Source organism: Paraburkholderia sp. SECH4 (genome assembly GCF_030511745.1).
GTDB lineage: Bacteria > Pseudomonadota > Gammaproteobacteria > Burkholderiales > Burkholderiaceae > Paraburkholderia > Paraburkholderia madseniana.
On record NZ_JALOCP010000022.1, the window covers coordinates 16511 to 38678 of the forward strand.

Here is a 22168-nt window from a genome sequence, read left to right on the forward strand (position 1 = left end):
ATGTGCTCCCTGTTGAGCGTCGGCGGCGGGTTCAGCCACCGGTCCGCAGTCGGCCGAACTCAATCAGTTATCGGTCTTCATCGCGTACGGCGGCAGGCTCGCGGGCTTCGAATAACCCGGGTGGAACTGCAGGTACAGCTTCAGCCAGGTTCCGTCCGCGACCAGTTCGCCAATGCACTTGTTCAGCGCCGCCTCGAGCTTGGCGTTGCCCTTGTGCACAGGGAAACCGGCAGGCAGATTGACGGCGGAGATGTCGAGCTTGTCCGCGATGTTCATTTGCGGATACTTGCCCTGCAAGCCCTCCACGAGCGTTTTATCCACGAAGTAGCCGTCGATGTATTTCGAGCGCATCGCGAGGAATCCCGCGTTCAGGTTCGGAAAGCGCACGATCTGCGCGCCCGGCAGGTAGCTGTCCGAATACGTGTCCTCGATGGTGCCCTGCACGACGCCAATCCGTTTGCCCTTCACTGATGACGGATCGCTCGTGATCGTGCTGTCGGGCAAGGTTGCTACGCTCAGAAGGCCCGTCAGATAGCCCTCTGAGAAATCGACCATCTTCAGGCGTTCCTTCGTGATCGAAATCGACCCGGCGGCCAGATCGATCTGCTGGTTCGCAACGCTCGGCAGCAGTCCGCTGAAATCCTGCGCGCGGAACTCGGCGCTCAGGCCGAGCTTCGCGGCGACGGCGCGCAGCAGTTCGACGTCGAAGCCCGTCATCTTGCCGTTGTCGATATACGAATACGGCTTGTTGTTCGCATCGACGCCGGCGACCAGCTTGCCGGGCGTCACCGTGCCGATGTCGTCGGCACGGGCGTTGCCTTGCAACGCGAGCGATAGCGGCACGACAACCGCAATGAGGCTGAGAAGATGGCGAAAACGCATGATGTTTGCTCCGTCGAAAGGACCTGCGATGGGAAGTCTGTCAAGAAAGCGCGGCGCGCGCGGCCGCTCCAGAAATCGTCGAACGCATAGAGCGCCGTGCCGACCGGCACGCTCAGGCGGCTCGCCATGCCGGCCGGGCTGACCGGAAACGCGCCCTCGCCGAATGCGCCCGCCTGCGCATCGAGTCCGAGCATGGATCTCACGACTCGCGAGCCCAGATAGCTCATCAGCGCGACACCGTTGCCGTTGCAACCGAGCGCGTAGTGAATGCCGTCCTGCTCACCGATATGCGCGAGCTTGTCGCCCGTCATCGCGACGTAGCCCTTCCACGCGTGCGTGATGCGCACGTCGCGCAGTGCGGGCCACAACTCGATCATCTTCGCGTGCAGCATCCTCGCCGCTTCACGTTCGCTCACTTCGCGGATGGCGGGGCGCGAGCCGAACAGCATTCGCGTGCCATCGGGCGACGGCCTTGTGTAGAACAGATTGCGCTTCGAATCGCTGATCATGCGCCGCCCCGGATTCAGCACGGCCATCAGTCCCGGCGGCAGCGGCTCCGTTGCGATCTGGTAACTCGCGACCGGCAGCACGCGCCGCGCGAAGAACGGCAGCAGCCGTCCGGTGTAGCCGTTGGTCGCGACCAGCACATGCTTCGTGTCGATTCTTCCTCGCGTTGCGTGAACCCGAAAACCCGCGCCATTGCGTTCGATTCGTTCCACTCCCGCATGTGAATGCAAAGTCGCGCCGCAACGCCGCGCTAGATCTCGCAGCGCGCGATGATATTTGGCCGTATGCAGACCACCGTATTCATCGACGAGAATCCCGCCGTAGTAGTAGTCGGAGCCGATCACCGTATGCTGCTCCGCGCGCGGCACGACATGCACCGTCACGCCGGTCTTCTCGCGCAAGAGGTCGCCCTGGCGCCGCAAGCGATCGAAGTGGCGCGGCGTGAATGCGCCGAAGAAACGCCCCGTGATCTGCAGATCGGCGTCGAGCGACTCCTCGGCGACAAGGCGTTTCAGGTAATCGAAGCTCGCCATCGACTCGCGCATCAGCCGTCCCAGCCGCTCAGCCGATACGCCACGAATCGCATTGGTTAGCGCGAGCTTCTGTCCGCTCGACACCATGCCGCCGCTGCGCGTGCTGCCGCCCGCCCCGATCTCTGCGGCGTCGAGCACCGCGACGCTCGCGCCGAGCCGCGCTGCAACCGCAGCCGCCGACAAGCCGCAATAGCCGCTGCCGACGATCACCACGTCGACGCCGGACGGCAACGCGTCACGGGCCGTCTCGGGCGGCGCGGCGTCCCACCAGTACGGGGTCACGCGAAAATCGTCGTGAAGCAGCAGGGCATCGGAGCGCATCGTCTATGGCCGGTAAGAAGATGCAAGCCAGTCTAGGTTTTCGTCGACCATCCGGTCAAATACGACCAAAAACGTCTGCCATTCAAATTTGGTATGGCAAGCTGGGAGCCGGATCAACGAAGGCAGACGGGGCAAAAGGATGAATCAGCGGCAAATCGAAGCGTTCAGGCTGGTCATGTTGCGCGGCTCGATGACCGCCGCCGCCGAGGAACTTGGCACGTCGCAGCCGAGCATCAGCCGGTTGATTGCGGAACTGGAGACATCGACGGGATTGGCGCTGTTCACGCGCAATGGCGGACGGATTCAGGCCACGGATGCGGGGAGCGCGTTTTACCGCGAAGTGGACCGGAGTTTTGTGGGCCTAGAGAAACTTGCGCATTCCGCGCGTGAAATCCGCCAGTTCGGCAGTGGCCGTCTGCGGCTCGTCGCGGCGCCGGTGCTGGCGTTGTCGTTCATCCCGATGGTGATCGAGCGTTTTCTTGCCGTCTATCCTCGCATTGCGATATCGCTGGAAATGCGCAGCGAAGGCACGATCCAGCGTTGGGCCTCGGCGGCCTATTGCGATATCGGCTTTGCTACGACTACGCCCGATGCATTTGGTGTGACGAGCGCCGAGTTATACCGGCTACCCGGCGTGTGTGCGCTACCGGCCGGGCATCCGCTGACTGCGCGCAAACGTATCCACGCACGCGATCTGCGCAACGAAAGGCTGATTCTGCCTTCGTATGCGGACGACACGCGTTCGTCGCTGGATCGCGTGTTGCGTCAGGCGGAAGTCACTCAGGTGCCGACTATCGAAACGCCATACGGTGCGACGATTTGCGCGATGGTGTCGCGCGGGTTGGGAATCGGCATTGTGAATCCGCTTGCGACTTTCGATGCCAATCCCGCGAAGATCCAGTTTCGGCCGTTTTCACCGGACGTCGTGTTTCGAGGATTCACCGTATGTCCGCAGCTTCAGTACACAAATCCGATCGTCGATAGTTTTCTTAAGATGGCCGACGACACGATGGTGCTTGAAGGAAAGCACGCCTTCAAACCCGCGCGACATTAGCTCATCCAGTACTTGTCCGGGATCCTGCGATCTTTTTCGGAAAGATACGGATTATCGAGGACGAAGACCTTGCGGCTCGCGAGGCCGGAACGGACCAGCCCGTCCTGAATGTAGGGATGGGAGTACGCGCTTGCAATCTGGCATCCGTATGCAACGAGCGCTTGGCCGAACCCTATTCGCCTGAGCGTTCCGCGGGAGATGCAAACCGCACGACAAAGGGACCACTGGCCGAGCGTTTCCTCTGCAAGCCCTCACCTGCCGGATAATGGCCTTCTAAGCGCGGCCCAAATCGGCGCCGCGTACCTTCGGCCGGAGAGCGATACGGTGAAAGTTCTGATTATCGAAGACGACGCAGCCATTGCGACGAACCTGTACGACTATCTGGAGGGTAATGGCTATGAGGCGGACATCGCGTCCGATGGCGCGATGGGCCTGCATCTGGCGGTGACTGAGCACTGGGATGCGATTCTGCTCGACCTGTCACTGCCGCGCATGGATGGCCTGACGCTGTGCCGCAAGCTGCGGGACGAGGCGCGTTGCGATACGCCGATCCTGATGCTGACCGCAAGAGATACGCTGGACGACAAGCTCCAGGGGTTTGGACAAGGCGCGGACGATTACCTCATCAAGCCGTTCTCACTCAAAGAAGTGGGCGTTCGGCTAATCGCACTGATCAAGCGCTATCGAGGCCAGGTTACGCAAGCAATCCTGTCCAGCGCCGACGTTCGTTTCGATCTGGCGACGCTCACGGTCGAGCGTGCCGGGCGGCTGGTCAAGCTGCCGCCGAAGTGCCTGCAACTCCTGCGCATGCTGATGCAATCGCCAAACAGGGTATTTGGCCGGGCCGAACTCGAGGCCGAGGTCTGGGGCGAGCAATTGCCGGACAGCGATACACTGCGCGCGCACGTCTACACGTTGCGGCGCGCCCTGACCGCTGACGGCGAGGACGATCTCATCGAGACCGTACACGGTCTTGGCTACCGGTTCGTGGTCAGCGATGCAGCCGCGTCGTAGCCTGCGCCTGAAGGTCGCGCTGGTCTTTTCCGCGCTGACGATTCTGCTGCTCGTGGCTCAGGCGCTGGGTGTGAAAACGCTCGCCGAGGCGCAGGAGGAGACGCTCATCTCCGCGCTGATCGAGGACGACATGGCGAGTCTGCTCCAGAGCTACCGGACGGACCCGAAACTCATTCCGCCCATCGACCCGCGACTCGGCGCGCACGTGTCCATCGCCGGCACGGCGCCAGTGGCCCTGCCGACTTCCGCGAAAGATCTGCGCGAAGGCACACACGAGATCATTGTCGACGACCAGGAAATTCACGTGACGGTTGCCGCGTTCGGCGATGGAAAGGTATTTCGGGTTTATAACTTCAGCCGCTATGAGCAACGCTTCAAGAAGGTGATCGACGCGCTGATGGCTGGCACCGGCGTGTTCGCGCTGTTGACGATCTGGCTTGCGTTCGGGTTGTCCGGGCTGCTGGTCCGCCAGGTCGCGGGCTTCGCACGCCAGGTCAACGCGCTCAGGCTTGGCGGATCGGCGTCGATCAATCCCGGCAAATATGACGAGGCCGAAGTCGTCGAGCTGGTCGAGGCGTTCAACGACTACCACCGCCGCATCACCGACATGATCGAGCGTGAAAAGGAGTTCACCAGCAACGTCAGTCACGAACTGCGCACCCCGCTCACCGCGATCAAGACGAGCAGCGAGCTGCTCGAACAGGATGCGTTGATTGGCCCGAAGTCCCGGGCGCGGCTGCGGCAGATCGATCGTGCGGCCGACAACATGATCGAGTTGGTTAATGCACTGCTGCTGCTCGCGAGGGAGGAATCCGCGGTGGACATCAGCCCTGTGCGCCTTGCTCACCTGGTCGAAACAGCGCTGGCCCCGTTCTCCGAGCGTCTGACGAGCAAGGGCGTCGCAGTGACGATCGAGGTCGACCGCGATCTGCAGGTCGAAGCAAACCGGTCCGCGCTCGCGATCGTGCTGTCCAACCTGATCGACAACGCTACCCGCTACACCGACCACGGGCAGATACGCTTCTCGCATGTGGACGGCTGGCTGCGCATCGAGGACACTGGCCCCGGCATCCCGGCGGAGGCGTTGCCGCATGTGTTCGAGCGCTTCTACCGGGCGGGTGAGGTAGCGGCGCAGTCGCGCGGCTTCGGCATCGGGCTGTCGATCGTGAAGAAACTGTGCGACCGCCATCAGTGGCCGATCCAGCTCGACAGCAAGCCGGGCGACGGCACCTGTGTGTCGCTGCGGTTGCCGGTCGCGAGCCGGAATTGCACCGACTTCACGCCAGATTGACGCCTTCTTGACGAAAACTTCACAGGCCGTTGCGTAGCATCCACGTCTGTCGCCATCTGGACAGATGGCCAACAGACCCTGGATGCCGCTATGCGCCGATCGTTGGTGCTCGTCTGTCTGATGCTGACGGGATGCGCGACTTACCACCCGCAGCCCATCGCGCCGACGCAACTCGCGCAAAGCTTCGAGGAGCGTACGCTTGCGAACGCCGAACTGCGCGCGTACCTCGCGCGGCAGTTGGGACACGATATCGACCCGTGGCCTTTGCCGCGCTGGGACCGCGAGATGCTCACGCTCGCGGCTGACTACTACAGCCCAGCCCTCGATATCGCGCGTGCGCAATGGGGCACCGCCAAAGCGGGCATCGATGTCGCGGGCGCGATTCCGAACCCGGTGCTGCAACTGCCGTTCCAGTACGCGACACCGAACCCCGGGCCCGGTGCGCCATGGATCGTCGGCCCCGCGCTCGACATTCCAATCGAGACCGCACACAAGCGCGGCTATCGGATCGACCAGGCGTCACACCTGTCGGAGGCCGCGCGCCTCGCCATCGGCAACGAGGCCTGGAAGGTGCGCGCCCTGGTGCGTGACGCGCTGATTTCGCTCTACGCGGCCCGGCAGCACACCGCGATCCTGGCGCGCAAGGCCGACGCGCAGCAGCAGATCGTCGCGATGGTCACGAAGCGCCGTTCGGTCGGCGAAAACTCCGGACCCGACGTCGATGCGGCGGTGCTCGCAGCCACCCAGGCACAGGGCGATCTTGCCGCCGCACGCGGTGCCGCGCAGGACGCGCGCGCGCAACTGGCAACGGCGATCGGCGTGCCGGTCACCACGCTCGAGGACATCCAGTTCGATGGCGAGGCGTTCGTTACCGCGCCACCTGCGCCACCCGCCGCCGACGCGCAGCGCGAGGCGGTTTTCCATCGCGCCGATCTGCTGGCATCGCTCGCCGAGTACGCGGCCGCCGAAGCGGCGTTGCAGCTCGAGATCGCGAAGCAATATCCGGACATCCATTTCGGCCCCGGCTACACCTACGACACCGGTACGCACAAGATCGCCTTCGGCCTCGCCGGCATCACGCTGCCCGTCTTCGACCAGAACCAGGGTGGCATCGCGCAGGCGGAGGCGAAACGCAAGGAGGCAGCCGCGCGCACCGCAGCGTTGCAGGACACGATTTTCAACGACCTCGAGCATGCGCTCGCCCATTACCAGGCGAGCCTCGATGCCGTGCAACTCTCCGTCGCACGGCTGGCCATCGCGCGAAAGCAACTGGACAGCCAGGCCGCCGGCTTCGCGGCCGGCATCAGCGACCGCCTGACGTTCACGCAAGCCAGGGCGGACTACGAGGCGAGCGCGATCGCCCATCTGGACGCCGTGGTCGCCGCACAGCAGGCGGCCGGCGCACTCGAAGACGCGATGCAGCGGCCGCTCGCGCCGGAGACAGCCAACCCCACCGTGACCCAACAAGAGATATCCCGATGAAACGCACATTGGTCATTCTTTCCGTTGTCTCCGTGCTGCTGGCGGCCGGCGCCAGCTGGTTCATCTACCAGACACTCGTTGCCAGTCAACCGAGGCCGGGCGCCCCTGCACAGGCCGCCGCCCAGCCGTCCGTGCAGACGGTGAACGGCGAAACGGTGGTCGTGGTGGCCGCCGACGTGCAGCGCGCCAGCCATATCGATGTCGCGCCGCTCGCGGTCGTCGCCATCCAGTCTGAGAACACCGCATACGCGACGGTGGTCGACCTGCAGCCGCTGTTCGATCTGCGCAACCGGCTCGCGGCCGCGCGGGCGGACTACGACACGCTGCGCGCACAGGCCGGCAATTCGCACGCGCAATACGAGCGCAACCGCGTGCTGTTCGAAGACGATCGCAACGTCTCGCAGAAGAGCCTGCAGGATGCGCGAGCGGCCATGCAGGGCGATCAGGCGAAGCTCCAGTCGGCCGAAGCGGCGCAAAGCGGGCTGGACGCGACGCTGCGGCAGCAGTTCGGCGATGCGCTCGCGAGCGCCGCGAGCACGCCAGCTTCGGATCTGTTCCAGCGCCTGCTCACCGGCCGCGCGGTCGTATTGCGCGTGACGTTGCCCGCCGGCTACAGCGGTGCCCCGCCCGAGCGCATCAAGGTCGACGCGCCGGACGGCCAGCCGGTCGCGGCACAGAAACTCTCTGCCTCGCCGCAAGGCGATCCGGCGGTCCAGGGTAACCCGTATTTCTACACGGCCGGGCGCGCGTTGCCCGTGGGGACTCACACCGCCGCGCATGTGCCGGCGTCGAACCGGAGCGTGTCCGCCCTCGTGATTCCCGAACCTGCCGTAATCTGGTACGGCGGACAGCTATGGGTCTATGTGCGTACAGCACCCGATCGCTTCACGCGACGTTACGTGCCGGACGCTTCTGCCAGCGATCAGGGCTTCGTCGTGACCGATGGTTTTCACGCGGGCGATGAAGTGGTGATGCATGGCGCGCAGTTGCTGCTCTCCCAGGAACTGCGGCCACAGGGCATTGCGACGGCGTGCAAGGATCCGCCGGAGTGCGACGACTGATCCGCGGATCGGTTTCCCACTTCGCCCACACCGCACGCCTCTGCCGCCGATGCTTAACGCCATCATCCGATTCTCGCTGCGCTTTCGCGGCGTCATTTACGCGCTGGCCGTGCTGCTGGCCGGCTATGGCCTTTATACGCTCACGCGCGCGAAGCTCGATGTGTTTCCGGAGTTCGCTCCGCCGATGAGCATTGTGCAAACCGAGGCGCCCGGCCTCACGAGCGAGCAGGTCGAGACGCTGGTGACCCAGCCTGTCGAAAACGCGCTCGCGGGCATGGTCGGCCTGCAGTCGATGCGTTCGAAGTCGCTGCAGGGGCTGTCCGCGATCACGGTGGTGTTCGACAGTCATGCGAACCTGCTGCAGGTCCGGCAACTCGTGTCCGAGCGCGTCAACGCGCTGGCCGCAACGCTGCCTGCAGGCGTGCAGCCGCCGAGGCTCCTGCCGCTCACGACCACGACGAGTGTCGTGCGGACCATTGGCCTGACCTCGAAGACCCGTTCGCTGATGGACCTGTACGACATCGCGCTGTGGACAGTCAAGCCGCAACTGTTGAGTGTGCCGGGCGTCGCGGATGCCATCGTGTTCGGCGGCGACACGCGGCAGTTGCAGATTCAGGTCGATCCGGCGAAGCTGATGCGCTACGGCATGTCGATCCAGGACGTGATCGCTGCGGCCCGGACGTCCACCGGCGTACGCGGCGCGGGCTTCATCGAGAGCGCGAATCAGCGCATCGCCATCAATACCGATGGACAGATCCGGACACCCGACGCCATGGCCGGTGTGGTCCTGCGCTGGAGCAGTGGCGCAGCCGTGCGGCTCGGCGACGTCGCGACGCTCACCTGGGGTAGCGCGCCCGCGGTCGGTGCCGCATCGATCATGGGCACACCCGGCGTGATGCTGGTCCTCGAAAGCCAGTACGGCACCAACACGCTGACTGTCACGAAGGACATCGAGAAGACGCTCGCCGCGCTCAAGCCGGCGCTGACCCAGCAAGGCGTCGACCTGAACTCGGATGTGTTCCGGCCGGCCAACTTCATCGACGCGGCGGTCGGCCACCTGCGCACCGCGCTGCTGGTCGGTGCGGTGCTGGTAATCGCGGTGCTGTTCCTGTTCCTGCTCAATGTCAGGACCGCGGTCATTTCCGCCGTCGCGATTCCGCTCTCGCTGCTGGTCGCGATCATCGTGCTGACGTCGTTCGGCGTGAGCCTGAACACGATGACGCTCGGCGGCCTCGCGATCGCGCTCGGCGAAGTGGTCGACGATGCGATCATCGACGTCGAGAACATCTACCGGCGGCTGCGCGAGAACCGCAACCGGCCCGCGCCATTGGCGGCGTTTCGCGTGGTGCTGCGCGCTTCGCTCGAGGTGCGAAGTGCGGTCGTGTTCGCAACCTTCATCGTGATGCTGATCTTCCTGCCGGTGCTGAAGCTCTCGGGCATAGCCGGCAAGCTGTTCGCGCCGCTGGGCGTCGCCTACATCCTCGCGGTGCTGGCGTCGCTGGGCGTCGCGCTCACGCTCACGCCGGCGATGGCACTCGAGCTGCTGGCGCGCGGGCCGCTGCCGGCTCACGAGCCGCGTCTGCTCACGTGGCTGAAGGCGCGCTACGCCGCGTTGCTGCTGAAGGTCGAGCAGCGCGTGAAGGCGGTCATGGTAGCGGTCATCGTGATGTGCGTGGCGGCATTGTCCGCCGTGCCGTTCCTGCGCGGCAACTTCATTCCCGAGCTGCGCGAGGGACACTACATCGTGCACATGGGCCTGGCGCCTGGCACGTCACTCGCCGAATCGATGCGCATCGGCACGCAGGTCTCAGCAGCGCTGATGCAGGTGCCAGGGGTGCGGCTGGTCGCGCAGCGTGCTGGCCGCGCCAACGAGGTCGTCGATCCGGTCGGCGTGCAGTTGAGCGAGTTCGAGGTCGACCTCAAGCCGATGAGCGCCGCCCGGCAGAGTGCGATCCTGTACCACATCCAGGAAACGCTCGCCCGCTTTCCAGGCCTCACCACCTCGGTCAATACGTTTCTGGTCGAACGGATCGACGAGACCATTTCGGGCGTGACGGCGCCCGTTGCGGTCAACGTCTTCGGCGACAACCTCGATGTGATCGATCGCAAGGCGCAGGACATCGCGCGATTGCTGGGTGGGATCCGCGGCGCGGCGAGCGTTCGGGTGGAATCGCCGCCGGGCATTCCAGAGCTTGACGTCAGACTGAAGCCTGACCAGTTGAGCCGCTGGGGCTTCCGGCCAGTCGACGTTCTCGATGCAATCCAGAGCGCGTATCAGGGGAGCACGGTTGCGCAAACCTATGAAGGCAGCCGGCCTTACGACGTCACCGTGGTTCTCGCGCCCGACGCGCGCAGGAATCTGGACGACGTCGGCGCACTGATGCTGCGCAATCCGGATGGGCTGGCCGTGCCGTTGCGCGAACTGGCGGCCATCGGCCAGGTCTCCGGCCGGTATCAGATCACGCACGACGGCGGCCGCCGGATGCAGACGGTCTCGGTCAATCTCGGCAGCCGCGCGGTGAGCGATTTCGTGAGTGAAGCGCAGGCGCGGGTGAATCGCGACATCGTGATGCCCAAAGGCACGTACGCCGTGTTCACGGGCGAAAGCGAAGCGCGCACGCAGTCGCAGCGCGACCTGCTTGCGTATGGCGCGATGTCCATCGTCGGCATCGCACTGCTGCTGTTCCTCGCGATGAGGAGCCGGCGAGCTGTCGTGCTGGTGATGGTAAACCTGCCGTTCGCGCTGGTGGGCGGGGTGCTCAGCGTGACGCTCGGCGGCGGCGACCTGTCACTGGGCGGCATGGTCGGTTTCGTCACCCTGTTTGGCATCTCGCTGCGCAACTCGATCATGCTGATCAGCCACTACGAACATCTGGTGCATATCGACGAAATGCCCTGGGGCATGGAGACGGCCGTGCGTGGCGCGTCCGAGCGGCTGATACCGATCCTGATGACCGCGCTCGTGACCGGGCTCGCCTTGCTGCCGCTTGCACTGACCAGTGGCGCGGCCGGCAACGAGATCGAGGGGCCGATGGCGATCGTCATTCTCGGCGGACTGACGACCTCCACGATCCTGAACCTGATTGTCCTGCCGACGCTGGCGTTGCGCTATGGCCGCTTCGAGCGCGACACGCTGGCGGAACCGTAAGCCGCGTCATCGAACTGGCGATCCATGCGCTCTCGCAAAACCCGCACTTAACCGGAACCGCATATGCACGCGTTGCTTGCCAGCATTGGTGCCCATCCGTGGCTCGTTCTCGCCGTCGTGTTCGGTGTCGCGTGCGCGGAATCACTGGCCGTTGTCGGGACATTCATCCCCGCGGGTATCGTGATGTTCACCGCGGGCACGCTGATCGGGGCCGGTGCGCTTAACGGATGGGTGACGCTCGCCGTCGGCGCACTCGGCGCCGTGGCGGGCGACGGGATCAGCTTCGAGCTTGGCCACCGGTATCACCGCGAAGTGCGCGCTTGGTGGGTGGCGAAGGGACACGAGGCGGTCTGGGAACTTGGCGAGCGTTTCGTTCAACGGCACGGCGGGAAAAGTATCGTGCTGGCCCGCTTCGTCGCGCCCGTGCGCGCGATCGTTCCGCTTGTGGTCGGCACGGCGCACATGCCGCGGCGCAGGTTCTATCCGATCAACATCGCATCTGCGCTGGCCTGGTCGCCGGCCCATATCGGCCCGGGGATCGTGTTTGGCGCGTCGGCACAACTCGCCGAAGCGGTCAGTGGGCGCCTCGCCGCGATGCTGCTCCTGCTGGCGGCGCTGCTGTGGCTGGTCGTCCGGCTGACACGTCTTGCGCTCCAGCGCGGCGTGCCACTCGTCAGGTCCGCTTCGCAACTGGCTGTACGACGTTTGAGTCGCCGGTATCCGCGCCTGGCGAGCCGGTTATCGGACATCGCCGGTCCGGACGGAATTGAGGCGCAAACACTCCTGGTTCTGGCGGCGCTCTTCATTGGCAGCGTTTGGCTGTTTCTGGGCATCCTGCAGGACGTGTTCGCGAACGATCCGCTGGTTCACGCCGACACGCTCATCTACACCTTCCTGCAGACGTTGCGCACGGCACCGACCGACTACGTGATGGCAGGCGTGATGGAGTTGGGTGCCTTGTGGGTGGGGCTGGTGGTGGCCGCTGCCGTTCTCATCTGGCTTATCGTGCGGCGAAGCTGGCACGCGGCAGGCTACTGGATTCTCGCGGTCGGGATAGCGGGAGTCTTGAGTCCGGTGATCGAACCCGGGTATGACTATGCGCGCCCGTTCACCTGGCAGGCGGGCGCTGCGCATACGCCGTTGCCGAGCGGCAATGTCACGTTCAATCTGCTCGTGTACGGTTTTCTCGCCTGGCTGCTGGTGAGCCGGCAGGCGCCCCTCTGGCGCAGCGCCGTCATCACGGTCGTCGCGATCTGGGTCGCGCTCACCGGGTTTGCCCGCCTGTATCTCGGGGAAAACTGGCTGGCGGACGTGCTGGGCGGCTGGAGCCTCGGGCTCGCGTGGTTTGCGGTACTGGCCGGCGCCTACACCTATCAGCGGGTGCGCGACGACGTGCATCCGAAGGCATTGGCCTTCATCGTTGGTGCGGTGCTCGCCATCTTCGGTCCCTGGACGAACCCGGAACATCTGCAGTCCGACCTTGCCAGGTATAGCCCGGCAAGGCACGAAACGGTGCTCACGCTCAGCCACTGGGTGGACGAAGGATGGCGTGTGCTGCCGGGCCGCCGGATCGAGCTGAGCGGTGACGAGGAAGAATATCTGCCATTGCAATGGGCCGCAGATTCCAGTGCGATCGTGCATCGCCTTGAGTCGGCGGGCTGGCAAGCGGCAACGGCGTGGTCCGCCAGGTCTGCCTTGCTGTGGCTGTCGCCGAAGACTCCGGTGGCCGCGTTGCCCGTATTGCAGAAACTCTCGGAAGGTAAGAGCGCTGAACTGGTATTTGTGAAATTCGATCCGCGGCGGCCGATGAACCGGTTAGTGCTGCGGTTGTGGCGGTCCCGTTACCGGTTGGCGATCGGCACCGGGGCCGATGGCGTGACCGATGGGCCGATCTGGTACGGCGCGCTGTATCAGGAAGCCTTCCAGCAGCCGTGGCACTTCGCCACGCTGGGCGCCAGCACGATCTGGCCGGATGCCCCCGCCATTCCTCAACTGCTCCCTTCGGGAATGCAGACGTTGAATCGTACGGCGTCCGAAAGCGGGACGGTCCGGCGCGCGGTGCTGGTCTTGCCGGGCGCTTCCGAAGCTCCCCATTGAAACACTGAGCCGCGAACGATCATGATTCAATCTGCTGCCCGGACTCTCTTAACCCATGACACGCTATGACGCCTGACACGCCTTCCGCCACCAGAATCGCCATTCCGCGCACGGTATGGGCGCTCGGCTTCGTGAGCCTCTTTATGGACCTGTCGTCCGAGCTTGTGCACGCGTTGCTGCCGAGATTGTGGTGTAGCCTCACCTATCACCGCCGTAGATCTACCGTAACACTCCAGTCAGCCGGGCAATGCGGGCATCTCATGAGCACCGTGCCTTGTCCGGCTGCAACCATCAGGCAGCGAGTTGCGGCGCAGCGGGGAAGTCCACCGGTACGTGCGTCGTTGCGTGCAGATAGTTAGTGACGGTTTTGTCGCCGATCACGACGATCGTGTCGACCAGATTGGCCTTGGTCCAGCCCGCAGTGAAGAACGCATCCAAAAGCGCCTGATCGGCGTGCCCGCGGTTGACCGCGATGTTCTTCACCAGGCGCGCGAGCGCGTCGAACTTCGCGTCGAAACTTGCCTTGCCACCGCGGATTTCGAGAATCTGTTCGTCGGTGAAGCCGTTCATCTTGCCGATCATGGTGTGTGCGGCCAGACAGTATTCACAGCCGTTGACCTGGCTCACGACGAGGTTCACGATTTCGCGCGCCTTGCCGGTGATACTGCTCTTCGCGTTCTGGAACGCGAGGTAATTGCCGAGCGCATGCTCCGAATGGGCGAGCGTCGCGTACAGGTTGGGCACTGTGCCGAGACTGCTCTTGAGCTTGTCGAAGATGGCCTGGTTAGCCGGGGAAACTTCGTCGCGCGTCGGGACATTGATGGTGGTCATGGTGATGCTCCTGAGTAGAAAAGATGAATAAAGCCAGGTGGAAAAACCCGTGCGTTATTGCGCGGTATAGGCGCCGTCGACTGCAATGTTCTGTCCGGTGAGGTAGCGCGCCTTGTCGCTCGCAAGGAAGACGATGGTCTGGGCGATTTCATCCGGGGTCGCGGCGCGTCGCGCCGGTATCGTTGAGAGGAAACCGGCCTTGCCCTCCTCGCTCCCGCCGACAAAACGGTCGAGCATTTCGGTCGCGACAGGACCCGGCGCCACGGCGTTGACGCGCACGCCTGCGGCAGCGCCTTCGAGCGCCGCGCTCTTCGTGAGACCTTCGACCGCATGCTTGCTGGCTGCGTAGACGGACGCACCCGCAATACCGACCTGGCCCGCGATCGACGAGAGATTGATGATCGAACCCGCGCCCTGCGCCAGCATCACGCGCATTTCGTGCTTGAGCGACAGCAGCGTGCCGAGCACGTTGACCGAGAACGTGTCTTCGTAGTTGGCTGCCGTCTGCTCGACGATCGGCGCCAGTTGACCTTCCGTGCCGGCGTTGTTGACGGCCACGTCGATGCGTCCGAAACGCGCCACGGTTTGCTCGACCAAGCTGCGTACTTCCGCTTCGAAGCGCACATCGGCGCGCAGGAATTCGGCTTCGGCGCCAAGCGCACGCAATTCGGCGGCAAGCGCCTGGCCTGCTTCTTCGCGCCGGCCGCTGACGACCACGCGGTTTCCTTCGCGAGCAAAAGCAAGAGCGGTAGCGCGGCCGATGCCGGTCAGCGCGCCAGTGATAAGGACGACGGGTGAGTTCATGTCGGTACTCCTTGAGTTGGGTTGTGTCGAATCGCGTTTGCGATGACTGCACTTTGACTGATTCCAGATTGGGGATATAGATGGTGTATGCTCATATCACTGATTCCACAAAGGAATATATTGAGCAAAATGGACAAGCTGCAGGCAATGAAGACGTTCGTGCGCGTGGTGGAGGCCGGCAGCTTTTCCGCGGTCGCGCACGAGGCCGACACGACGCAGAGCGCAGTGAGCAAACAGGTCGCGGCACTCGAGCGCGAGCTGGGCGCGCGGCTGCTGACGCGAACCACGCGTTCGCTTGCTCTGACCGAAGAAGGTGAACACTATTTCGAACAGGCGCGGCGCCTCGTCGCGGAAATCGCGGAGGCCGAAGGCGCGCTGCGGCGCGGCGAGCAGCAACTGACGGGCTGGCTGCGGATCGCGGCGTCAGTCGGTTTCGGGCGCCTCAAGCTCATGCCATTGGTTCAGTCGTTTCTGGCAGAGCATCGGGGTGTGAAGATCGACCTGCGCCTGAGCGATGGTTTTGTCGATCTCGTGGAACAGGGGATCGACGTCGCGGTGCGGCTCGGCGATCTGCCGGACAGCAGCCTGATCGCGCGTCGCGTGGGAACGGCCCAGCGAATGTTGATGGCGCATCGCAGCTACGTGCGCTCACTGCCCAAAGGAACGAAAGCGCCACGCGCCCCCGACGACTTGAGTGGGCACAACTGCATCGTCTACACCGAACTGGCGATGCGCAACGCGTGGCGTTTTACGGCAGGACCCGGCGCGACAGATCCGGTGGGAACCACGCGCATCGTGCGGGTCGAAGGTAATCTGCAAACCAACAGCAGCGAGGTCATGCGGGCCTCGGTGCTCGCGGGTATGGGTATCGGCTATTCGCCGACGTGGCTGTTCGATGACGAGTTAGCCAGTGGCGAAGTGCAGCGGATGTTGCCGGACTGGGAAACGATCCCCATCCCGATCCATCTGGTGAGCCCACTGGAGCGCCGGCATTCGGCCAAGGTCAAAGCGTTTGCCGAACATGTCGGCAAGGCGATGGCCCGGAGCTGAAAGTCGACGCCAAGCACTGGCAGACAACGCTCAGCGGCATCGAAGCGCTCAAGCCCGCTACCGTGGGCCGCTGGCTCGGGGAGCCAGCGGCGCGGGCAGACCATCTGTCGAGCGTGATAACGGTTTGAGCGGGGCCTACGCCCGTATCACGTCCCGGCGTTAACGAGCGCCTTCGGCACGGCGTGTTGCTGCAAACCCCATTTCGCCAGGATCTTCTGGTAAGTGCCGTCGGCGATCAGTTGGTTGAACGCATTGGTCAACGCCGTATTGAGCGCCGCGTTGTCCTTCGACATACCGAGCGCGGTGTACTGCGACAGGAATGGCTGGCCGATCGGCGCGTACGCATTCTGCTCAATCGAGTTCTGGTACGGCAAAGTTTCGCCGCCCTGCACCGCCGCATCGATCCGGTTCTGGCGCAACTGCATGCGCGCGTCCGACGAGCCATCCGTACCGATTACCTTGATGGGCGGCTTACCTGCCTTCACGCAATGCTCATCGCTCCACTTCGCGGCATCGTTCACAAACGATGTGCGGCGGCTCGTTCCGACGGTCTTGCCACACAACGCATCCATCGTCGCGAACTCTCCCGCACGCGCCTTCGTCGTGTAGAACTGCGGACCGGTCGTGATGTAGTCAAGGAAGTTCACCGCCCCGCGGCGCTCGGGAAGATCGGTCATGCCCGACAGGATCACGTCGACGCGCTTCGTCGTCAGCGCGCTCATCATCTGGTCGAAGCTGGTTTCCTGCCACTCGAGCTTGACGCCGAGCTTAGCGGCGAGTGCTTCGCCGAGATCGACGTCGAAGCCCATCAGCTTGTCGGTGGCTGGGTCCTTGTATTCGAACGGCGGATAGTTCGGCACGATCGCCGCGACGAGCGTGCTCTTGCCAATTGACGAAGCAGTTTGCGCATGAAGCAGCGGCGCATGCAGCGCCACGACGCCAACTACCAGGGTGAACCATTCACGCAAACGAAGGGACGCGTTCATAGAAACTCGCTTGTTAGAAGAATCTGAAAAACGGGTCCCAGCCGGAACCCGCGGTTGTGATCAGGAAAGCACGGCCGAGATGAAATCCTGCGTACGTTTATGTTTTGGCTGCCCGAGCACCTGATCAGGCGTGCCGGTTTCCACCACCTGCCCCTGATCCATGAAGACCACCCGGTTGGCCACCTCGCGTGCAAAGCCCAGTTCATGCGTCACCACGATCATCGTCATGCCGCTTTTCGCGAGATCCCGCATCACCGCCAGCACCTCGCCCACCAGTTCCGGGTCCAACGCCGAGGTCGGTTCGTCGAACAACATCAGTTGCGGATGCATCGCCAGTGCACGTGCAATCGCCACCCGTTGCTGCTGTCCACCGGACAGTTCCACCGGAAATGCATCGCACTTGTGAGCGAGCCCTACCCGCTTGAGCAACGAACGCGCCTCTTCTTCCGCCTCCGCGCGCCGCCGCTTGAGAACCTGCACGGGACCTTCGATCACGTTCTCCAGCACCGTCTTGTGCGGGAACAGGTTGAATTTCTGGAACACCATGCCGGTCGCCAGACGCTGGCGCGCCACCTGCCGCTCAGAGAGTTCGTGCAGCCGGTTGCCCACCCGCCGGTAGCCCGCCAGTTCGCCGTTCACCCACAGCGCCCCGTCGTTGATCTTCTCAAGCTGGTTGATACAGCGCAGGAACGTGCTCTTGCCCGAGCCCGACGGCCCGATCACGCACAGCACCTCGCCTTTGGCCACATCCAGCGTGATGCCCTGCAACGCCTTGAACTCGCCATATGACTTGCGCACGTCGACCGCGCGAACGATTGAATTCATTTCGGCTCCTTGTCCTGTCGTCACCGGCGCCTTCATTGCCGGCCCGATGCACGTCCCGCCCCGCGGGCGTAGTGCCGCTCCACCCGCGACTGCGCGAACGACAACACCGTCACCACCACCAGATACCAGACCCCGGCCACCATCAGCAGCTCGATCACCCGTGCATTCGCGTAGTAGATGTTCTCGGCGTTGTGCAGCATCTCCGCGTACTGGATCACGCTCGCGAGTGACGTCAGCTTCACCATCCCCACCAGCTCGTTGCCGATCGGCGGCACGATCACCCGCATCGCCTGCGGCAGAATCACCCGGCGCAGCGCCTGCAGCCGCGGCATGCCGATCGACTTGGCCGCTTCATACTGACCCGTGTCCACCGACAGCAGCCCCGCGCGCACCACTTCCGAGGTGTACGCCCCCTGGTTGATCCCTAGACCCAGCAACGCCGCGAGGAACGGCGTCATGACGTCCACCGTGCGGAATTCGAACAGGCCCGGGATGCCCATCGACGGAAACACCAGCGCCAGGTTGAACCACAGCAGCAGTTGCAGGATCACCGGTGTGCCGCGAAACAGCCACACATAGCCTTGCGCGACCGTCTGCAACACCGGATTGGGCGACAGCCGCATGATCGCGGTGATCACGCCGAGCACCACGCCCAGCACCATCGCCAGCACCGTCATCACGATTGTGTTGACGAGGCCGTTCAGGATCGAGCGCGCCGTCAGGAACCGCGCGACGTAACGCCATTCGATCTGGCCGTGCGCGAACGCCAGCACCACGTACCCAATCAACGCGATGATTGCCGCTGAGGCCACATAACGGCCCCAGTAGCGGCGCCGTACATGTTCCAGATGCGAAATGTCGGTGACGTCCTCACTCATCTCTGTCATCTGCTTCTGAGCCTCCGCGGGCAGTGCCGCTCTATCGTTGGAAACGCTTACCATGATGGCCCCCTGTAGTCGGCCGCCCACGCGGTCTGCTTGTCGATCGCCACACGCAGCCGGGTGATCTGCTCTTCCACGCGAGCCGGTGCCGTGCCGCCGTAGCCGCTGCGCGCGGCCACTGCGGCTTCGAGCGTCACGTGTTCCAGCACCGACGCCTCCAGCCGCGCATCCACCTGGGCCAACGTCGCCACCGACACCTCACCCAGCTCGATGCCCTGCTCTTCACACGCCCTCACCAGCGCGCCCGTGATCTCGTGCGCCTCGCTGAACGGAATACCGCGCAGCGCGAGCCAGTCGGCTACCTCCGTGGCGAGCGTGAAACCCAGCGGCGCCTGGCGGCGCATCTCGGCCACGTTCACCTGCATCGTGCGGATCATGCCAGCCATCGCGGGCAATACCAACTCCAGCGTGTCGATGCTGTCGAACGCGGCGATCTTGTCTTCCGCCAGATCGCGGTTGTACGCGAGCGGCAGCGACTTCAGCGTCGCCAGCAGGCCGCCAAGATTGCCGATCAGTCGTCCCGCCTTGCCGCGCGTGAGCTCCGCGATATCCGAGTTCTTCTTCTGCGGCATGATCGAGCTGCCCGTGGCGTAGCCATCGTCCAACACGACCCAGCCGAACTGCCGTGTCGTCCACAGGATCACTTCCTCCGACAGTCGCGACAGATTCACCGACAGCATGCTCGCAATGAACACGAACTCCGCCACGTGATCGCGTGAAGCGACGGCGTCGATCGAGTTTTCGCAGGGTGCGTCGTAGCCGAGCTCGGTGGCTGACAACTCCGGGCTGAGGCAGATCGCCGAGCCCGCCAGCGCTGCCGCGCCCAGCGGCGAGCGCGCGCTGCGCCGGTCCCAGTCCACCAGGCGATCGACGTCGCGGTAAATCGACTGCGCGTGCGCCAGCAAATGATGCGCGAACACGACCGGCTGCGCCGGCTGCAGATGGGTAAAGCCCGCCGTCACGCTGCGGGTGTGCGCATCGGCCTGTTCGATCAGTGCGTTCTGCAAATCGATCACCGCGTGCGCCAGCGTGCGTGCCTTGTCGCGCAGGAACAGGCGCAGGTCGTTGGCCGCCTGGTCGTTGCGCGAACGGCCCGCGCGCAGCTTGCCGCCGGTAGCGCCCAAACGTTGCGTCAATTCGCGTTCGAGGAACGTGTGCACGTCCTCGTCATCCTGCGACGGTCCGATCTCGCCTGCAAGGTACTGCGCTTGCAGCCGGTCCATTTCGCCCAGCAGTTGCTGCAATTCTTCTTCGGTCAGGATCTGCGCGCGGCGCAGTTCCTGCGCATGCGCGCGGGAACCGGCCAGATCGTACGGCGCGAGCCGGAAGAAGCTCGGATCCGAACGCGATAGCGCCTTGAGCACCGCCGACGGCCCCGACTTGAAACGCCCGCCCCACAAACGCTCGATCGGTTCAGAAATATTCATCGCTGCTAGTCCCCTCCGTTAAGTTGACTCCACTGTACGTATCCAGTTTTTCTTCTTGTAGCGAGAATTAAATTCCGGTCAAATGAAATTTTTCTCAGCATCTCTTCCCGCCTCATGAGAAACCGTCTGCCACCGCTCAATCCTCTTCGTGCGTTCGAAGCCGCCGCGCGGCGCTCGAGCGTGGCCGGCGCCGCGCAGGAGTTGCACGTGACCGCCAGCGCGGTCAGCCATCAGATCCGCATTCTCGAAGAGTCACTCGGCGTTACGCTGTTCGTCAGATCAAAGGCGCGCGTGAAACTGACGCGCGAAGGCGAGGCCTTGCTGCAGCCCGTCAAAAACGCGTTCGACATGATCGCCAACGCCGTGGTCAAACTGGACTCACCCGAGATGGCCGGCGATCTCGTCGTGTCCACGCCGCTGCTGTTCACGTCACGCTGGATGGCCCGGCACATCGGCGAGTTTCTCGACCAGTACCCGGCGATCAATCTGAAAGTGATCCCCTCCAACGACGACCGCGAAGTGTATTCGCCCGATGTCGACGTATGCGTGCGCTACGGAGAAGGCCGCTGGCGCGATCGCCACGTCACGCTGATTACGCATCCATCGCTGTTTCCGGTGGTCAGTCCCGCCCTGATGAACGGTCCCAACGCGATCCGCAAGACCGAAGATCTCGCGGGCAAAGCGCTGTTTTGCGAGCACTCGGGATCGTGGATGCGATGGCTCGCGCATGCGTCGGCAGACAAACTCGAGGGCATCAGGATTCTTGAAATCGGCAATGCGCATATCGGTATCGAAGCGGCGATTCACGGTCAGGGTGTGGCGCTCGGCGACAGTTTCTCGGTGCGGGACGACCTGATGGACGGCACGCTGATCCGGCCGTTCAGCATCACCGTGCCGTCGAGACACGCGTATTACCTGGTGTCCCGGCAGGAGCTGTCCGATACGCCGCTCGTGTCGGCATTCGCCATGTGGTTGAGCGAGAACGTGGAGTGACCCAGGTGCTTCAATGGTCCTTCGCACCGTTCATCGTCACCTGCTGAACCGCGCTCGATTGCAGCCCCCACTTCGCCACGATCGCACTGTATGTGCCGTTCGCGACCAGCTTGTCGAGCGCGGCCCGCACCGCATCGCGCAGCTTCGCGCTGGACTTCGCAAAGGCGATGCCTTCAGGCGAAGCCGCGAACGGTTCGCCAATGGGCTTGTAGGTGTTCGGTTCGAGCTTCATTGCGTACGGCAGGGTTTCGCTGCCCTGCACACCCGCCACGATTCGCCCCTGCTTCAACTGCATACGCGCGGATGACGTGTCTTCCGTACCCACCACCGTGACCGGCGTCTTGCCGACGCAGTTCTTCGCACTCCATGCTGCGGTGTCTGCCGGGAATGACGTGCTGCGACTCGTACCGACCGCCTTTCCGCACAGATCCGCCGACTGCCGGATCTCGCCGCCATGCGCGCCGGTCAGAATGTAGAACTGTGCGCCTGAATTCAGGTAATCGAGAAAATCCGCCGTATCGCGGCGCCCCGGCACGTCGCTCAATCCGCTCAGCACCATGTCCACACGCCCGGTAGCGAGCGAGGGCAGCAATTGTTCAAACGCCGACTCCTGCCAGTCCAGCTTGACGCCGAGTTGTTTTGCAATCGCATTGCCGAGGTCGATATCGAAGCCGGTCAGTTCGCCGCTCTCCGGGTCTTTGTATTCCATCGGCGGGTAGATCGAGTTCACCGCGACCTTGATGACCTTGGCCTTGGCGATCGAATCAGGCAACGCTTGCGCGTGGGCAGCAGCGCCGAAGAGAAAGGTCGACAGGCAGACTGCCATCAAACGGGACGCAGCGCGCAGCGGGTTCAGCTTGGACATGGAGGACATACCTTTAAAGAATTGAACGCTTGTCATCGAAACCATTGAGTTTCCGT

18 protein-coding genes are annotated in these 22168 nt (G+C 63.8%); 9 read left to right on the plus strand and 9 right to left on the minus strand.

Going from position 1 to position 22168, the window contains the following annotated elements; genetic code table 11:
* Positions 1–63 precede the first annotated feature (63 nt).
* Positions 64–882, minus strand: a complete 819-nt coding sequence (locus tag M0D67_RS25910; protein ID WP_266240294.1) for a transporter substrate-binding domain-containing protein — start codon at positions 880–882, stop codon at positions 64–66.
* Entirely contained in the window at positions 786–2243 is a 1458-nt protein-coding gene (locus M0D67_RS25915; RefSeq protein ID WP_266240295.1) for an FAD-binding oxidoreductase, read from the minus strand. Before M0D67_RS25915 ends, M0D67_RS25910 begins: the two co-directional genes overlap by 97 nt.
* 139 nt (positions 2244–2382) lie before the next feature.
* Here M0D67_RS25915 and M0D67_RS25920 point away from each other — a divergent pair, with 139 nt between their 5' ends.
* The 7 genes from M0D67_RS25920 (at position 2383) to M0D67_RS25950 (ending at position 13390) form a co-directional block, all read left to right on the plus strand.
* The gene (locus M0D67_RS25920; protein ID WP_266240296.1) at positions 2383–3297 is read left to right on the plus strand and encodes a LysR substrate-binding domain-containing protein; all 915 of its coding nucleotides are present in this window, start codon (positions 2383–2385) and stop codon (positions 3295–3297) included.
* A 324-nt stretch (positions 3298–3621) separates the two neighbouring features.
* Complete coding sequence (locus M0D67_RS25925; protein ID WP_266240297.1) at positions 3622–4311, plus strand: response regulator transcription factor; 690 nt, start codon at positions 3622–3624, stop codon at positions 4309–4311.
* Positions 4295–5602, plus strand: a complete 1308-nt coding sequence (locus M0D67_RS25930) for a HAMP domain-containing sensor histidine kinase (protein WP_266240298.1) — start codon at positions 4295–4297, stop codon at positions 5600–5602. The genes M0D67_RS25925 and M0D67_RS25930 overlap by 17 nt, the downstream gene beginning before the upstream one ends.
* A gap of 90 nt (positions 5603–5692) precedes the next feature.
* Positions 5693–7084 carry a TolC family protein gene (locus tag M0D67_RS25935; protein ID WP_171927335.1) on the plus strand — a complete coding sequence of 464 codons (1392 nt, stop codon included), beginning with the start codon at positions 5693–5695 and terminating at the stop codon, positions 7082–7084.
* Positions 7081–8145 (plus strand): efflux RND transporter periplasmic adaptor subunit, encoded by a 1065-nt coding sequence (locus M0D67_RS25940; protein ID WP_266240299.1) that lies wholly within the window; start codon positions 7081–7083, stop codon positions 8143–8145. Before M0D67_RS25935 ends, M0D67_RS25940 begins: the two co-directional genes overlap by 4 nt.
* A 49-nt stretch (positions 8146–8194) precedes the next feature.
* Complete coding sequence (locus M0D67_RS25945) at positions 8195–11293, plus strand: efflux RND transporter permease subunit (protein WP_266240300.1); 3099 nt, start codon at positions 8195–8197, stop codon at positions 11291–11293.
* Positions 11294–11356: 63 nt separating this feature from the next.
* Positions 11357–13390 (plus strand): bifunctional DedA family/phosphatase PAP2 family protein, encoded by a 2034-nt coding sequence (locus M0D67_RS25950; RefSeq protein ID WP_266240301.1) that lies wholly within the window; start codon positions 11357–11359, stop codon positions 13388–13390.
* A gap of 291 nt (positions 13391–13681) precedes the next feature.
* On the opposite strand, the gene M0D67_RS25955 is transcribed toward M0D67_RS25950, so the two are convergent.
* Together M0D67_RS25955 and M0D67_RS25960 are read right to left on the minus strand one after the other, a co-directional pair.
* A complete protein-coding gene (locus M0D67_RS25955) occupies positions 13682–14221 on the minus strand; it encodes a carboxymuconolactone decarboxylase family protein (RefSeq protein ID WP_266240302.1) in 540 nt (179 codons plus the stop codon).
* A 54-nt stretch (positions 14222–14275) separates the two neighbouring features.
* Entirely contained in the window at positions 14276–15025 is a 750-nt protein-coding gene (locus M0D67_RS25960) for an SDR family NAD(P)-dependent oxidoreductase (RefSeq protein WP_266240303.1), read from the minus strand.
* Between the two features lie 129 nt (positions 15026–15154).
* On the opposite strand from M0D67_RS25960, the gene M0D67_RS25965 reads away from it, so the two are divergent.
* Positions 15155–16075: a LysR family transcriptional regulator gene (locus tag M0D67_RS25965; RefSeq protein ID WP_266240304.1), complete on the plus strand. Its 921-nt coding sequence runs from the start codon at positions 15155–15157 to the stop codon at positions 16073–16075.
* Between the two features lie 146 nt (positions 16076–16221).
* On the opposite strand, the gene M0D67_RS25970 is transcribed toward M0D67_RS25965, so the two are convergent.
* The 4 genes from M0D67_RS25970 to argH are packed head-to-tail and all read right to left on the minus strand — an operon-like array spanning position 16222 to position 20254.
* Positions 16222–17061, minus strand: coding sequence for an ABC transporter substrate-binding protein (locus M0D67_RS25970; RefSeq protein WP_266240305.1), 840 nt, complete (start codon positions 17059–17061; stop codon positions 16222–16224).
* A gap of 60 nt (positions 17062–17121) precedes the next feature.
* Entirely contained in the window at positions 17122–17886 is a 765-nt protein-coding gene (locus M0D67_RS25975; protein ID WP_154560802.1) for an amino acid ABC transporter ATP-binding protein, read from the minus strand.
* Positions 17887–17918: 32 nt separating this feature from the next.
* Complete coding sequence (locus M0D67_RS25980) at positions 17919–18773, minus strand: amino acid ABC transporter permease (protein ID WP_154560820.1); 855 nt, start codon at positions 18771–18773, stop codon at positions 17919–17921.
* A 47-nt stretch (positions 18774–18820) separates the two neighbouring features.
* Positions 18821–20254, minus strand: coding sequence for an argininosuccinate lyase (argH, locus tag M0D67_RS25985; protein WP_266240306.1), 1434 nt, complete (start codon positions 20252–20254; stop codon positions 18821–18823).
* 114 nt (positions 20255–20368) lie between these two features.
* On the opposite strand from argH, the gene M0D67_RS25990 reads away from it, so the two are divergent.
* Positions 20369–21247 (plus strand): LysR substrate-binding domain-containing protein, encoded by an 879-nt coding sequence (locus M0D67_RS25990; protein ID WP_266240307.1) that lies wholly within the window; start codon positions 20369–20371, stop codon positions 21245–21247.
* A 10-nt stretch (positions 21248–21257) separates the two neighbouring features.
* Here M0D67_RS25990 and M0D67_RS25995 read toward each other — a convergent pair whose 3' ends face one another.
* Positions 21258–22112: an ABC transporter substrate-binding protein gene (locus tag M0D67_RS25995; RefSeq protein WP_266240308.1), complete on the minus strand. Its 855-nt coding sequence runs from the start codon at positions 22110–22112 to the stop codon at positions 21258–21260.
* Between the last annotated feature and the right edge of the window lie 56 nt (positions 22113–22168).